This is a genomic window from Acidimicrobiales bacterium (assembly GCA_035316325.1).
In the GTDB taxonomy this organism is placed as follows: Bacteria; Actinomycetota; Acidimicrobiia; order Acidimicrobiales; family VFJN01; genus DASXTK01.
Genome location: DATHJB010000212.1, coordinates 82,552 through 96,758, shown reverse-complemented (window position 1 = coordinate 96,758; position 14,207 = coordinate 82,552). Strand labels below are relative to the sequence as shown.

The 14,207-nt window shown below is 72.7% G+C and carries 11 protein-coding genes; 6 read left to right on the top strand and 5 right to left on the bottom strand.

The window, feature by feature from the left end; translation table 11 throughout:
- The gene (locus tag VK611_27760) at window positions 1-1,428 is read right to left on the bottom strand and encodes an HAD-IB family hydrolase (GenBank protein HMG45160.1); all 1,428 of its coding nucleotides are present in this window, start codon (window positions 1,426-1,428) and stop codon (window positions 1-3) included.
- A gap of 246 nt (window positions 1,429-1,674) precedes the next feature.
- On the opposite strand from VK611_27760, the gene VK611_27755 reads away from it, so the two are divergent.
- From VK611_27755 to VK611_27745, 3 genes are read left to right on the top strand one after another with little or no spacing between them, the layout of a single operon-like run.
- Window positions 1,675-2,592, top strand: a complete 918-nt coding sequence (locus VK611_27755; GenBank protein ID HMG45159.1) for a LysR family transcriptional regulator — start codon at window positions 1,675-1,677, stop codon at window positions 2,590-2,592.
- Window positions 2,593-2,622: 30 nt separating this feature from the next.
- Window positions 2,623-3,894 carry a citrate synthase gene (locus VK611_27750; GenBank protein ID HMG45158.1) on the top strand — a complete coding sequence of 424 codons (1,272 nt, stop codon included), beginning with the start codon at window positions 2,623-2,625 and terminating at the stop codon, window positions 3,892-3,894.
- A 17-nt stretch (window positions 3,895-3,911) separates the two neighbouring features.
- A complete protein-coding gene (locus tag VK611_27745) occupies window positions 3,912-4,859 on the top strand; it encodes a zinc-binding dehydrogenase (protein ID HMG45157.1) in 948 nt (315 codons plus the stop codon).
- A gap of 62 nt (window positions 4,860-4,921) precedes the next feature.
- Here VK611_27745 and VK611_27740 read toward each other — a convergent pair whose 3' ends face one another.
- Window positions 4,922-5,704, bottom strand: a complete 783-nt coding sequence (locus VK611_27740) for an acyl-ACP thioesterase domain-containing protein (protein ID HMG45156.1) — start codon at window positions 5,702-5,704, stop codon at window positions 4,922-4,924.
- A 4-nt stretch (window positions 5,705-5,708) separates the two neighbouring features.
- A complete protein-coding gene (locus tag VK611_27735; protein ID HMG45155.1) occupies window positions 5,709-6,221 on the bottom strand; it encodes a GNAT family N-acetyltransferase in 513 nt (170 codons plus the stop codon).
- Between the two features lie 37 nt (window positions 6,222-6,258).
- Here VK611_27735 and VK611_27730 point away from each other — a divergent pair, with 37 nt between their 5' ends.
- Window positions 6,259-7,383, top strand: a complete 1,125-nt coding sequence (locus VK611_27730; protein HMG45154.1) for an acyl-CoA dehydrogenase family protein — start codon at window positions 6,259-6,261, stop codon at window positions 7,381-7,383.
- A gap of 131 nt (window positions 7,384-7,514) precedes the next feature.
- Window positions 7,515-8,573 (top strand): ribosome small subunit-dependent GTPase A, encoded by a 1,059-nt coding sequence (rsgA, locus tag VK611_27725; protein HMG45153.1) that lies wholly within the window; start codon window positions 7,515-7,517, stop codon window positions 8,571-8,573.
- Between the two features lie 49 nt (window positions 8,574-8,622).
- On the opposite strand, the gene VK611_27720 is transcribed toward rsgA, so the two are convergent.
- Window positions 8,623-11,316: a GNAT family N-acetyltransferase gene (locus VK611_27720; protein ID HMG45152.1), complete on the bottom strand. Its 2,694-nt coding sequence runs from the start codon at window positions 11,314-11,316 to the stop codon at window positions 8,623-8,625.
- 135 nt (window positions 11,317-11,451) lie between these two features.
- Between VK611_27720 and VK611_27715 the strand changes: the two genes are divergently transcribed.
- Complete coding sequence (locus VK611_27715; GenBank protein ID HMG45151.1) at window positions 11,452-12,855, top strand: neutral zinc metallopeptidase; 1,404 nt, start codon at window positions 11,452-11,454, stop codon at window positions 12,853-12,855.
- 18 nt (window positions 12,856-12,873) lie between these two features.
- Here the strand turns inward: VK611_27715 and VK611_27710 are convergent, their stop codons facing one another.
- Complete coding sequence (locus VK611_27710) at window positions 12,874-14,151, bottom strand: hypothetical protein (protein ID HMG45150.1); 1,278 nt, start codon at window positions 14,149-14,151, stop codon at window positions 12,874-12,876.
- Between the last annotated feature and the right edge of the window lie 56 nt (window positions 14,152-14,207).

The following is a 14,207-nucleotide window of genomic DNA, read 5'->3' as shown; positions in this document are numbered from 1 at the left end:
CTATGGCGCCGTCTGTGTCGAAGTTTCGTCGGGGTTGGCCTTCGGGGCCTTGCCGGGCGGGTAGCTGAGGCGCAGCTCCTCCGCGGTCGGCTCGTGGGGCTCCCGGGCCTCGGGCGGCAGCAGGTCGGCGATCGCCGCCATGATGCGGCGGGTGTCGGCCTCGGGCGACCGGTGCTTCAGCGCCACCTGCGGTCCGGCCCGGACGACCACCTTCGGTGCCGCCAGCACGTTCCACACCCGCGGCACCCGCTCCGACCGGGGCCACACCTTCTCCGTGCCCCACAGCCCGAACGGCACCACCGGCGCCTTCGTCAGCGCCGCCAGCCGGGCCGCGCCCCAGCGGCCCTTCAGCTCCGGGTCGAAGAACTCCGGCCCCCGGGGGATCGTGCCCTGGGGCAGCACGGCGACCAGCTCACCCGCCGCCAGCGCCGCCGCGGCCTCGGCGAAGGGCTCCTCCGAGCCGCTCCCCCGGTCGACCCGGATGCCGCCCATCGCCCGCACCACGTGCCCGACGACCGGAGCGTCGAACACCTCCTTCTTGCCGAGGAAGCGCACCGGCCGACCCCGCTTCCCGAAGGCCAGGCCCAACGCCAGCGGGTCGAAGTAGCTGCGGTGGTTGGCCACCAGGATCGCCGGCCCGCTCTCGGGGATGTGCTCGATCCCGGCGATGTCCAGCTTCACCCACGGGAACAGCTCGGGTCGGGCGATCGTGAGCAGCAGCCGCTGGGGCTCGACGTCGAGCAGCGGCAGCTTCGGGACGCCCTCGGGCACGTCGAGCCAGACGATCGGCCAGCGCCGGAACAGCGCCATCGCCAGCATCCGGGGGTCGGGGTTCACGGCGACGGGGTGGCCGGCGGCCCGCAGCAGCGGCGTGTCGTAGAAGCTGTCGCTGTAGGCCCAGCTGTCGGCGACCGCCACGCCGTGGTCCAGCGCCCACGCCTCGACGGCCCGCAGCTTGCCCCGGCCCCACACGAACTCGCCACGGACGGTGCCGTCGTAGCGGCCGTCGGCGTCGACGCCGTAGCGGGTCGCGACCACGTCGTCGAAGCCGAGCCGCTCGGCCAGCGGGGCCACCAGGTCGTACGGCGTGGTGGTGGCGAGGACGACCGGCCGCCCGGCGGCCCGGTGCTCCTCGATCATGGGATGGGCGAACGGCTGCACGGCGACGATGAGCGCGTCGGCCGCCGACTCGGCCGCCTTCCGCACCGCGTCCTGGGGCCAGCCCTTGGCGAAGCGAGCGGCCTGGCGGGCCAGCTCGATCGACGGCCGGGTCTCCCCCACCAGGTCGAACAGCTTGTAGAGGACGCCCTCGCCCGGGAGGACGCGGCCGTCGACGATGCCCGCCTCCCGCAGCGCCCGACTGATCGCCGGACCGCTCGCTCCCCGCAGGAGGGTCCGGTCGAGGTCGACGAACGCAGCAGCACGCATGGGAACAGCCTGCCCGACCCGGGGGGCGCCCGCCCGCGTCACCGCAAAACGAGCGGAGCCGACCGTCGGGTGGATCGGTCGGCTCCTACAGACTGGAACGCTCAGAGGGGGGATCCGGCATTCTCACGTCTGTTCTGAGCGGCTTCGGAGGGGGGATTCGTCCACCGCTCTATGTGTTGATCATAGTGACGTACCGGCCGCGATTCGTCAAATGAATGTTTCTGATGGGTAATATCGCCCGCAGCGATGGACCTCCGACAACTTGCCGCTCTGGTCGCCGTGGCCGACGAAGGATCCTTCTCCGCCGCGGCCCGATCCCTCAACACCGTCCAGTCCAACGTCTCGACCCACATCGCCCGCCTCGAACGGGAGCTGGGGGCCGTGCTGGTCGACCGGGCCGGCGGGATGCTCACCGAGGAGGGCGAGGTCGTCGTGGAGCGGGCCCGGCGCATCCAGCGCGAACTCGAGTCGCTGCGCACCGACGTCGCCTCGCTGCTCCACCAGGTGTCGGGCCAGGTGCGCCTGGGCTGCATCGGCACCGTCAGCCGCTGGCTGGTCCCCCGGCTGCTCGTGCTCGTGAAGGAGCGCCACCCCGACGTCGACGCCGTCATCGTCGACGCCACCACCACGTCGTTGGTCCCCCAGCTGCTGTCCGAGACGCTCGACCTGGCCGTGCTCAACCTGCCCCTCGCCGAGCCCGAGCTGCTCACCGAGCAGCTGTTCGACGAGGAGCGCGTGCTGGTCGTCCCCGGCGACCACCCCCTGGCCGAGCGCCAGCGGATCGACTTCGCCGAGCTGGCCCAGCACGAGCTGCTGCTCGAACCCCAGGGCACGCCGTTCCGCGACGAGCTCGACCGGGCGGCCGCCGCGGTGGGCGTCACCCTGCAGGCCCAGGCCGAGGTCGACGGCATCCGCCTGCTCAGCACGCTGGCGTTCGAGGGCTTCGGCCCCGCCGTGCTGCCGGCCACCGCGGCGCCGCCGTGGATCGACGCGACCTGCCGGCGCGTCGGCGTCGACGGGCTGCTGCCACGCTCCGTAGGCCTGGCCCGGAACCAGCGCGGCCGGCTGTCGGCACCCGCCCGGGCGGTACAGGACGTGATCCGGGACATCGTGCGAGACGCCGACCAGTCAGGCATACGTAGGGCTTTCGCCGAAGGTGCATGAGAACCGGGGCTGAGCAGTAGCCTCGCCCGCGTGGCCGAGAGCATCACGATCACCGACAACCGCAGCGGCTCGAGCATCGAGATCCCCATCGCGAACGGGGGCGTGAGCGCCACCGAATGGCGCAAGCTGCTCCCGAACATCTGGTTCTACGACCCGGCGTTCACGACCACGGCACTGACCGAGTCGAGCGTCACCGAGATCGACGGCGACGCGGGGATCCTGCGCTACCGGGGCTACCCGATCGAGCAGCTGGCCGAGCAGTCGACCTACCTGGAGGTCGCCTACCTGCTGCTCCACGGCGAGCTCCCGACGGCGCCCCAGTACGACAGCTGGGCGCACGACATCACGTACCACACGTTCATCCACGAGAACGTGCGCAAACGCTTCCTGGAGGGCTTCCACTACGACGCCCACCCGATGGGGATGCTGGTCTCCGCGGTGGCGGCGCTGTCGACCTTCTACCTCGACGCCAAGCAGATCCACGACCCCGACATCCGCTACAAGCAGATCGTCCGGCTGATCGCCAAGATGCCGACGCTCGCCGCCGCCTGCCACCGCTTCAGCGTCGGGCAGCCGTTCGTCTACCCGGACAACTCGCTCACGTTCACCGCCAACTTCCTGTCGATGCTGTGGAAGGTGGCCGAGCCCCGCTACGACGCCAACCCGAAGCTGGCCCGGGCGCTCGACGTGCTGTTCATCCTCCACGCCGACCACGAGCAGAACTGCGGCACCACGGCCATGCGCACGGTCGGCTCGGCCCACGCCGACCCCTACGTGAGCGTGGCCGCGGCCACGGCGGCGCTCTACGGACCGCGCCACGGCGGCGCCAACGAGGCCGTCATCCACATGCTCCACGACATCGGCTCGCTCGACCGGGTCGACGACTACGTCGAGTCGGTGCGGCGGGGCGAGCGGGTGCTGCAGGGCTTCGGGCACCGGGTCTACAAGAACTACGACCCCCGGGCGAAGCTCGTGAAGAAGGCCGCCGAGGACGTCTTCGAGGTCACGGGCCGCAACCCGCTGCTCGACATCGCCCTGAAGCTGGAGGAGGTCGCCCTGGCCGACTCCTACTTCATCGACCGCAAGCTGTACCCGAACGTCGACTTCTACTCGGGCCTCATCTACCAGGCGATGGGCTTCCCGATCGAGATGTTCACCGTGCTGTTCGCCATCCCCCGCACCGCCGGGTGGCTGGCGCACTGGGTGGAGCTGCTGGAGCAGGACCAGAAGATCGTCCGGCCCCGCCAGCTCTACGTCGGTCACGACAAGCGCGACTACGTCCCGATCGAAGCCCGCGGCTAGGGCGGGCGGGCAACGACGTGTTCGCGGCGACGATCGCGGACGGCAAGGTGGCGTGGCGGGAGCAGCCCGACCCGACGCCGGGGCCGGGTGACCTGCTCGTGCGGGTGCGGGCCGCGGGCCTCTGCAGGGGCGACCTGATGCAGGTGGCGGGGTTCTACGCCCCGCCCCCGGGCACGGCGCCACCCGACCTGCCGGGGATGGAGCTGGCCGGCGAGGTCGTGGCGGCGGGCGACCAGTGTCGGCGCTTCTCGGTCGGCGACCGGGTGATGGCGGTGGTGCCGGGCGCCGGGCAGGCGTCGCTGGCCGTGGTGCCCGAGCTGGTCGCCATCCCGGTGCCGTCGACCGTGACGTGGGAGCAGGCCGGCGGGTTCCCCGAGAACTACACCACCGCCCACGACGCCCTGTTCACCCAGTGCGGGCTGAGCCTGGGCGAGCGGGTGTGCGTCCACGGCGGCGCCGGCGGGGTGGGCACCGCGGCGGTCGAGCTGGCGGCGGCCGCCGGCTGCGAGGCGGTGGCGTCGGTGCGCAACGAGAGCCTGCGGGCCAACGTCGAGGCGCTGGGGGCGACGGTGGTGCCGCCCGACGACTTCGGCGATGCCGGCCCGTTCGACGTGATCCTCGAGCTGGTGGGGGCGCCCAACATGCCGGCGAACCTGGCGGCGCTGGCGACCGGCGGCCGCATCGCCGTGATCGGGGTGGGCGCCGGGGCGAAGGCCGAGGTGAACCTGCTGGCCCTGATGGGCGCACGGGCCCGCATCCACGGGTCGACGCTGCGGGCCCGGCCGCTGGAGGAGAAGGCACTGGCGGCCCGGGCCGTGGAGCGCCACGCCCTGCCGCTGCTGTCGTGGGGTGATCTGACGGTGCCGATCGCGGCGACCTACCCCTTCGCGGAGGTGGCCGACGCCTACGCCCGCTTCGAGCAGGGCGGCAAGTTCGGCAAGATCGTCCTCGTCAACGAGGGCTGACCGACCCGAAATTGCGTGTGTGGCGGCCCTGGAGCGGCCACCGGCCACGCAATTTCGGGCTGTCAGAGCGTGGTCAGGCGGGCGGTGGCGTGGACGGCGCTGTCGATCGTGAACCAGACGTCGAGCTGCTTGTCGTTGTCGCGGCGGACCAGCAGCTCCACGGGGGCGCCGGCCTCGATGCCGGAGCCGTACTCCAGGACCGCCCGCACCGGCTGACCGGCCCGGGGGTGCGGGTCGCGGCCGGGTGAGCGGGCCAGGACCTCCTCGATCGCCGACCAGTAGGCGGCGTTGTTGACGTGGTTCATCACGTCATAGTCGACCGCCCGAAGTGGCCAGCGCATCCACTCCAGCTCCGGCCCGACCTCGGCCGGCGGAGGGTCGAGGACGTGCTTGGCGGAGACCTTGCGACCGCCGGCGGCGTCGCCGTAGATGTCGAGGAACGCCGGGGGCAGGCGGGCCGGCACGAAGGTCTCGGGCCGCAGGTGCACCCACAGGGTGTCGATCTCGACGCGGCCGCCCTGCTCCCCCACCATCGACAGGCGCCGCCCCGCCCAGCGGCCGCCGATGCCGCTGCACCAGGTGGCCAGGTCGAGCCACTCGCCCCAGCGGGGCGGGCTCACCACGTCGACGACGGACCTCCGCACCACCCACACCCCACCGCCGTGGCCGGCCTGGGCGTCGAGCCCGCTCTCCTCGGTGTCGTCGTTGCCGATGTCCTGCACGTATCGCGCACACGCGTCGAGCCGCAGCCGCTGCGACGGCGCCGCGTCCCCCAACCGCACCCGCCGCCTCGCCCGGTAGACCCGCCCCCGCTCCGGCAAAGGCACCATCGTCTCGTCGTCCATGTCGTCAGACCGCGTCGTCGGCAGGGAAGTCGAGGCGGAAGGCGAGGAGGGTGAAGTCGGGGAAGATCTCCCAGTCGTTGGGTACGTCGCGGACGAAGCCGAGGCGCAGGTAGAGGCGGTGGGCGGTGGTCATCCGGTCGGTGGAGTGGAGGGCGATGTGGCGCTTGCCGGCGGCGACGGCCCGGGCGAGGCAGGCCCGCACCAGGCCCTCGCCCACTCCCCGACCCTCGGCGGCGGCGCCGACGGCGAGCATGCGGATGCCGGCGGTGTCGGGGTCGTCGAACTCCGCCGAGGACGACTTGGGGCCCGGCACGTAGGTGACACCGCCGAGCACGGTGCCGTCGCCGTCGATCGCCACCAGCACGTCGGCGTCGGCGGCCCGCTTGGCGACATCGGCCAGCTCGCCGGCGTAGTTGCCCTCGGTCTCGACCGTGCGGCGGTCGACCGCCGTGTACGCCGCCACCGTGAGAGCGCCGAGGGCGTCGTACTCGTCGGGTCGCACGTCCCTGATCTCCATTCGCCCGACGATACAGAGGGGGTTACCGTCGCCGGCCATGGACTTCGCCTTGCCGAGTGAGCTGGAGGGGCTACGGGCCGAGGCCCGGGACGTCGGCATCGCCGCGGCCAAGCGGGCGGACGTCCCCGAGGACAGCTGGATCGTCGGCCACGACCGGCAGTTCGCCGAGGAGCTGGCGCAGCGGGGCTGGCTGGGCATGACCTGGCCGGTCGAGCACGGCGGCGGGGGGCGCACGACGCTGGAGCGCTTCGTGGTGTTCGAGGCCCTGATCACCGCCGGCGCCCCGGTGGCCGCGGCGTGGTTCGCCGACCGCCAGATGGGCCCGTCGATGCTGCAGTTCGGCACCGACGAGCAGCGGGCCCGGTGGCTGCCCGGGATCGTCGCCGGCACGTCGATGTGGTGCATCGGCATGAGCGAGCCCGACGCCGGGTCGAACGTGGCCGGCGTCCGCACCCGGGCCGTCCGCGACGGCGACGACTGGCTGGTCACCGGCCAGAAGATCTGGACCTCCGGCGCCGCCGACGCCGACTGGTGCTACGCCGTGTGCCGCACGGATCCCGATGCCCGACCGCACGAGGGCCTGTCCGACCTGGTGGTCGACATGCGCTCGCCGGGAATCACCGTGCAGCCGATCGTCGACGTCACCGGCAACCGCCACTTCTGCGAGGTGTTCTTCGAGGAGGTCCGGGTGCCGGGCGACAACCTGGTGGGCGAGCTGAACGGGTCGTTCCGCCAGATCATGCGCCAGATGGAGCACGAGCGCGGCGGCATCGACCGGCTGGTGTCGAACCGCCGCCTCTACGACGACGTGCGCCCGCTGGCCGACACGAGCGACGCCCTGGTGCGCCAGGAGATCGCCGCCCTCGAGACCGGGTACCGGATCGGGCGGCTGCTGGTGCTGCGGGAGACGCTGGGCCAGGGCCCGAAGCAGTTCTCGGCGGCGACGAAGACGTTCTGCACCGAACTGGAGCAGCGGGTGGCCAACTTCTGCGGCTCGGTGCTGGGGGCTGCGGCCATGCTGGCCGAGCCCGGCTACCTCGACGACCTGGCCCGACGGGTGAGCCGCAACATCTGCTACGCCCCCGCCTACACGATCATGGGCGGCACCACGCAGATCCTGCGCAACATCCTGGGCGAGCGCACCCTCGGCCTTCCGCGGTAGGTCGAGTCATCTGTGGTCGCCGCTCCGAGGTCGAGTCTCCTGTGGTCGGTCTTCGATCACAAACGACTCAAGCTGTGTCGGGCGACCACATATGACTCGGGGCACGGCCCGGCGGGAACGGGTAGGCGACCATGACGACCGACTTCCCGTCGCTCGCGCCCTACGGGTGGAACCCCCGTTGGGAGGCGCTGTTCGCCGACGCGGCCGACCGCCGCGACGACGACGTCGTCCCGGCACGGGTGGTGCGTCATGACGGCGTCGCGGTCATGGTGGCCGAGCCCGACGGGGTGCGGCAGCTGCCGGTGTTCGCGAGCATCGAGCCGCAGCCGGTGGTGGGCGACTGGGTGGTCTGCACCCATGAAGCCGTGGTCGCCACGCTCGACCGCACCTCGCTGCTGCGCCGGCGCGACCCCGGCCGACCGGTGGAGCAGCCGCTGGTCGCCAACGTCGACGTGGTCCTGGTCGTGAACGGGCTCGACCGCCCCGTGCGGGCCGGCCGCATCCGCCGGGCGATCGCCACCGCCTGGGATGCGGGGGCGGTGCCGGTGGTGGTCCTCACGAAGGCCGACCGCTTCTCCGACGCCGACCTCGACGCCGCCCGGGCAACCGCCGACGAGGCCGCGGCGGGGATCGACGTGGTGGTCACGTCGGCTGTGTCCGGGCGAGGCATCGACGAGCTGCGGGAGCTCGCGGTCGGCAAGACGATCGTGCTGCTGGGCGAGTCGGGGGCGGGCAAGTCGCGCCTCACCAATGCCCTGGTCGGCCTCGACGTGGCAACGGTCGGCGACGTGCGGGAGAGCGACACCAAGGGCCGCCACACCACCACCACTCGGCAGATCCACCTGCTGCCCACGGGCGGGGTGCTGGTCGACACGCCAGGCGTGCGGGCGTTGGGGCTGTGGGCCGACCCCGAGGCCGTCGCCGCCACCTTCGACGACCTCGAGGAGCTCGCCACCACCTGCCGCTTCAACGACTGCCGCCACGGCGGTGAGCCCGGCTGCGCCATCGCCGCGGCGGTGGCGGCCGGCGAGATCTCGCCCGACCGCGTGGAGGCCTGGCTGGCCCTACGCCGCGAGGCCGAAGCCCTCGATCGCCGCTCCGACCCCCGGGCGAACCGGGCCTACGGCCGCCACGTCGGTCGCATCGCCAAGGACGCCCAACGCCACAAGGGCCGCGACCAGGGCGAATAGCCGCTAACGGCCGGGTGGGCTGAACCTTGCGCCCTGTCCGCTCGGCTCCTCAGAGGCGGCGGACCGGGGGCCGGCGCTCGCGGTCGGCCGGGGCGACCCGGATGCGGGCGTCGGTGACCGCGGCGCCGCTCGCCGACAGGATCACCGGGTTCAGCTCCAGCGCCTCCACCTCGGGCGCCGCCTCCACCAGGGCGCCGACCCGCAGCAGCAGGTCTTCCAGCAGGCCCCGCGCCCGGTCGTCGAGCAGCGGGGCGACGGCCGAGGCGGCGACACCCCGCCGGGCGTCGCGGTCGGTCAGCGGCAGCACCTGCACCTGCGACGCCGACACCCTCGTGGCCACGCCCCCGGGCCCCAGGCTCAGCACCGGCCCCACCAGGGGGTGGTCGGCCACGACGACCGCCACGTCGACGCCCGGCGCCACCATCGCCTGCACCACGGCCGGGAACGCCGCGTCGCCGCGGGCGGCCGCCCACCGGTCGCACGTGGCCCGCAGGTGGTCGTCGCCCCAGATGTCGAGCGCCAGCCCGGCCGCCTCGCTCTTGGCCATGTGGTCCCGGGTCACCGCCTTCACCGCCACCGGGTAGCCGAGCTCCTGGGCGGCGGCGACCGCGCTCTCGGCGTCGTCGACCAGGCGCGACGGCACCGTCGGCACGCCCACGGTGGCCAGCAGCGCGGCGGTCTCGTCGGGCGGCAGCCAGTCGGCGCCGCGGGCCGCCACCGCCTCGGCGGCCGCGGCCCAGGCGTCCGCCGGCCGGGCGCCCTCGGGCAGCACGAACTCGCCCTCGGGCTCGGCCCGCCAGGCCGCGTACTGGGTGACCTGCCCCAGGGCGTAGGCCGCGGCGTCCGGGAAGTCGAACACGGGCGTGACCACACCGTCGCCCGCGCCCCGGATCACCGCCGGGTGGGGCCCGAAGATCGACGCCACCACCGGCGTCCGCGGCGCCGCCCCCCGGGCCGAGCGGATGACGCGTTCGAAGTCGGCGGTCTGGTTGCCCGGCGACGGCGTGCACACCACGAGCACGCTGTCGACGCCCGGGTCGCGCAGCAGCGCCCGCAGCACCACCTCCAGGTCGTCGGCCGAGGCCTGGAAGCCCAGGTCGAGGGGGTTGTGGCGGAGCTTCGTCGGTCCGACGCCGAGGTTCTCGTGGACCGCCGGGTCGGGGTCGGCCAGCGTCATCCCCGCGGCGACGCAGGCGTCGGCGGCGGTGACCAGCGACCCGCCGGTGTTGCCCACCACCGCCACCCGCGGCCCGGCCGGGAGCGTCGGTGCCGCCGCCAGCACCCGGGCCACGTCGATGAGCTGGCTGAGCGTGTCGACGTGGACGACGCCGGTCTGGCGCAGCAGCGCGCCGACGGTGGCCGCCGGGATGTCGACGCCGCCGCTGTCGTCCGGGTAGGCCCGGGCCGAGCGCCCGCTCTTCACCGCCACCACCGGCTTGGTCCGCGACAGCGACCGGGCGATCCGGCTGAACTTGCGGGGGTTGCCGAACGACTCCAGGTTCAGCAGCACGATCTCCGTGCGCGGGTCCTCGGCCCAGTACTGGAGCAGGTCGTTGGCGGACACGTCGGCCCGGTTGCCGATCGCCGCGAACGACGAGATGCCCAGGCCGACCGAGGCCATGTGGTCGAGCACCACGCCGCCGATCGTCCCCGACTCCGACAGCAGGGCCACCGGGCCGGGTCGGGGCTGGGGCGTGGCGAACGTGGCGTGCAGCCGCACCTCCGGGTCGGTGTTGATCACCCCCAGGCAGTTGGGGCCGAGCAGCCGGATGCCGAAGCGCCGCGCCGCCTGCATCGTGGCCAGCGTCAGCAGCTCGCCGTCCGGGCCCGACTCGGCGAAGCCCGCGGAGAGCACCACGGCTGCAGGGACCTGGTGGCGCCCGCAGTCCTCCATGACCTGCGGCACCTCGGCGGCGGGGACGCAGATCACCGCCAGGTCGACCGGCCCGTCGATGTCGGCCAGCGATGGCACCGCCCGCACCCCGGCGACGTGCTCGGCGGCCCGGTTGACCGGGTAGATCGGCCCGACGAGCTCGTGGTGGAGCAGGTTGCGCAACACGTCGTGGCCGACGCTGCCCCGCTCCCGGCTGGCGCCGACGACGGCCACCGAGCGGGGCTCGAGCAGCAGCCGTACCGAACGGGCCTCGGCCCGGTTGGCGCGGGCCTCGATCGCGGCCGCGGCCTCGGGCGTCGGTTGCAGGTCGAGGCGCACCTCGATGACGCCCTCCTCGAAGCTGCTGGTCGCCACGAACCCGGCCTGCTGGAACACCGCCACCATCCGGCGGTTCGACGGGAGCACGGTGGCGGTGAAGCCGCTGATGCCCACGTCGCGGGCCGCGGCGGCGAGGTACTCCAGCAACAGGGTGGCCATGCCCCGGCCGCGGTAGGCCTCGTCGACGAAGAACGCCACCTCGGCGTCGGACCGGCCGGGCCAGCGGTCGTAGCGGGCCACCCCCACCATCACGTCGCCGCGCAGGGCGACGAACGCCATGCGGTCCTCGTAGTCGACGTGGGTGAGCTGCTCGACCTCGCGCTCCGACAGCGTCGGGTGGGCGGTGAAGTAGCGGAAGTAGATGCTCTCCGGCGACTGCCGGGAGTGGAAGTCGTGGATCAGCGGGGCGTCGGCGGGGAGGATCGGCCGCAGGTGCACGGTGCCGCCGTCGGCCAGCACCACGTCGGCGTCCCAGCGGACGGGGTAGCCCTCCGGCAGCTCGGTGACCTCGTCGTCAGCCACGTCAGCCACGTCCATGAACTTAACGGCGTCGCGGCCCGACGGCGGCGGGTCGGTTGTCACGTCGCGGTCCACTAGCTTGAGCCTCGCTCGGTGCCCGTCGGCGGAGGCGGGCGCGACAGGAGAAGGGGCGAGGTTCCGAGGTCGATGTCCAGGTCTGCAGTGTCCAAGGTTGCGCTGGCGGTCGTGCTCCTGCTGTTCGGCGCGTGCGCCCAGGAGTCGGACGACAGCCCGCTCGTGGTCGGTGGCTCAGGGCCGGAGGGCCCGCTCGACACCGACGACGCCGAGAACCAGCCGGAGACCCCGGACAACCTCCGCGACCTGGTCGACGGTTCCATCGACGACGTCGAGAGCTTCTGGACCGAGGCCTACCCGCAGGTCTACGGCAGCGAGTTCGAACCGGTGGAGGGCTACTTCGGCTACGGGCCCGACACCGAGACGCCGCCCTGTGGCAACCCCCGGCCCTCCTACGAGGAGATCGCCGACAACGCCTTCTACTGCCCCGAGTCCGACATCATCGCCGCGGACGAGGTGCGGCTGATCCCCTTCCTGGCCGAGAACTTCCACCCCTTCACGGTCGGCATCGTGTTCGCCCACGAGTACGGCCACGCCATCCAGGCCCGGGCCGGCGCCTTCTCCGACCGCTCGGTGGTCACCGAGATGCAGGCCGACTGCTTCGCCGGCGCCTGGACCGCGTGGGTCGCCGACGGCAACAGCAGCAACTTCGGCGTCCAAGAGGACCAGCTCGACTTCAGCGTGGCCGGCATGATCAGCATCAGCGACGTGCCTGGCACCTCGCCCGACGACTTCGCCGCCCACGGCAGCGGCTTCGACCGCATCGGCTCGTTCCAGGACGGGTTCGACAAGGGCGCCGAACGCTGCGCCGAGTACGACACCGACCCCAACCTCCCCGTCGTCGAGATCGAGTTCACCGTCGACGATGCCCAGACCGGCGGCAACCTCCCGTCGTCCGAGCTGGTGCCGCTCCTCGAGGACAACCTCGACCTCTTCTACGAGACCCTGTTCTCGGAGAAGCTCGACGGCGACTGGGAGTCGATCGAGCGCGTCGCCGTGGTCGACCCCGACAGCGACGACATCGAGTGCGGCGGCCAGACCCTCAGCGGCAGCGACCTGGAGTACGCCAGCTACTTCTGCGCCGACGAGAACATCGTGGTGATCGACGGCACCAACCTCGTGCCGCTGCTGGAGGAGATCGGCGACTTCGCCGTGGCGGCCGAGGTCGCCCGCCTCTACGCCGTCGACGCGCAGCTGCAGCTGGGCATCGAGGACCGCAACAAGACGTCGAGCCTCCAGGCCGACTGCCTCACCGGCGTGTGGGCGTCCGCCAGCTTCCCCGACGAGAACGGCGACACCCAGCTCGGCGAGGCCGGCGGCCTGACGCTGTCGGCCGGCGACCTCGACGAGGGCATCCAGGGCTTCATCACCTACGGCGGCGACCGCACGGACGAGACGGGCACCGTGTTCGAGCGGGTGCAGGCGCTGCGGGCCGGCTTCCTCGACGGCGTCGGCTCCTGCGACCTCGGCAACTAGGGCCGTAGCCCCTCGGGCTCAGGGGTTCTTGCAGAACGAGTCCTGCGTCCCGACCTCCGACCAGGGGATCTGGTAGTAGGTGCCGTCCGGGCACGTCAGCTTGGAGTTGATCTCGCTGAACACCCCGCGGTCCGACTCGTAGCCCGGCACCGTCCACACGTGGACCATCCAGCCGGTGAGCTCCAGCATCTCGCCGCCGACCTCGGCGCACAGCTCCGGCGTGGTCGACGAGTCGTCGGCGCCGAACGGCACGTCGGCCGGGCCGTCGGCGTAGGTCACCATGCAGACCTCGGTGTGGCGGTGCCAGTGGTCGTTGGGGCCGGCGAACCCCTCCGGCTCCTCGTCGCCCAGCATGCGGTACATGAACCCGGCGATCGGGGAGTCGGGCTCGCTGCCGTCGAAGATCACGATCGGCGTCAGCAGGTCGGCCTCGTCGAGCACGCCGACGGCGTCGACCTGGTCGTCCTGCATCGTGAAGTACGTGCCCTGGCCCGGCGTGAAGGGGCCCTGCCGGCGCAGGCCCTGGGCCTCGGCGGCGGCCACCGTCGGGTAGCGCCGCACCAGCTCGGCGGTCTCCACCAGCTGGGCGGTCAGCTCGGCCTGGGTGGCGTCGTCGAGCTCGACGGCGCCGGGCGAGTGCTGGTGGCCGTCGGTCAGCAGTGACAGGCCCTTGTCGTCGGCCGCGGCACTCTCGCCCTCGGCACCGTGGACGTGGCCACCCTGCCCGTCGACGCTGCCGCCAGCAGTTTCCGTGTGCCCGCCGTGGGAATGGGCAGAGTGGTCGCGGGCTTCCGGCTGGGCGATCGCCGCCGAGGCGACGGCGAACACCGCCAGCGGCACGCCGACGGCGAACGCGCCGCCTTTGAACCGCAGCTGCTCGGGCCGCCACAGCCACACGCCGGCCAGAGCCACCAGCAGCAGCTCGAACGCCACGCAGCTCCCGTCGACGAACGAGACCGTCTCCGGGTGGTCGGCGTGCCCGCCGAACGGCAGCCCGGCCGTGCGGCTGACCGCCCACACCAGCACCAGCAGCGCGTTGAGCACCACCACGGCCTGCAGCACCCGGCGGCTCGGCCGGGCCACGAGCGCCACCGCCAGGGCCAGCTGCAGCCAGGCGGCGACGAGGAAGCCCCCGCCCTCCAGGGTCGACGCCCCGAAGTGAGAGGGGGCCATCACCACGTGGACGATCCCGGCCGCCGCGGAGAACGACGCCAGGATCCAACGGTTCGGGCGGTCGTCTCGGTGGTCGTCCGGACGGTCGTCGTGGGTGGATGGTTCGACGCTGACCGTCGTCATGTGTCCCCCTGTTGCAACCTCGGCGGGAACCCCCAGCCCTCCTGTGTCAACCGTCA

Bases quoted from the DNA above. Each gene is read 5' to 3' on its own strand.
- VK611_27715 (HMG45151.1), top strand. From the start codon at position 11,452: ATGTCCAGGTCTGCAGTGTCCAAGGTTGCGCTGGCGGTCGTGCTCCTG.
- rsgA (HMG45153.1), top strand. From the start codon at position 7,515: ATGACGACCGACTTCCCGTCGCTCGCGCCCTACGGGTGGAACCCCCGT.
- VK611_27755 (HMG45159.1), top strand. From the start codon at position 1,675: ATGGACCTCCGACAACTTGCCGCTCTGGTCGCCGTGGCCGACGAAGGA.
- VK611_27730 (HMG45154.1), top strand. From the start codon at position 6,259: ATGGACTTCGCCTTGCCGAGTGAGCTGGAGGGGCTACGGGCCGAGGCC.
- VK611_27740 (HMG45156.1), bottom strand. From the start codon at position 5,704: ATGGACGACGAGACGATGGTGCCTTTGCCGGAGCGGGGGCGGGTCTAC.
- VK611_27710 (HMG45150.1), bottom strand. From the start codon at position 14,151: ATGACGACGGTCAGCGTCGAACCATCCACCCACGACGACCGTCCGGAC.
- VK611_27735 (HMG45155.1), bottom strand. From the start codon at position 6,221: ATGGAGATCAGGGACGTGCGACCCGACGAGTACGACGCCCTCGGCGCT.
- VK611_27760 (HMG45160.1), bottom strand. From the start codon at position 1,428: ATGCGTGCTGCTGCGTTCGTCGACCTCGACCGGACCCTCCTGCGGGGA.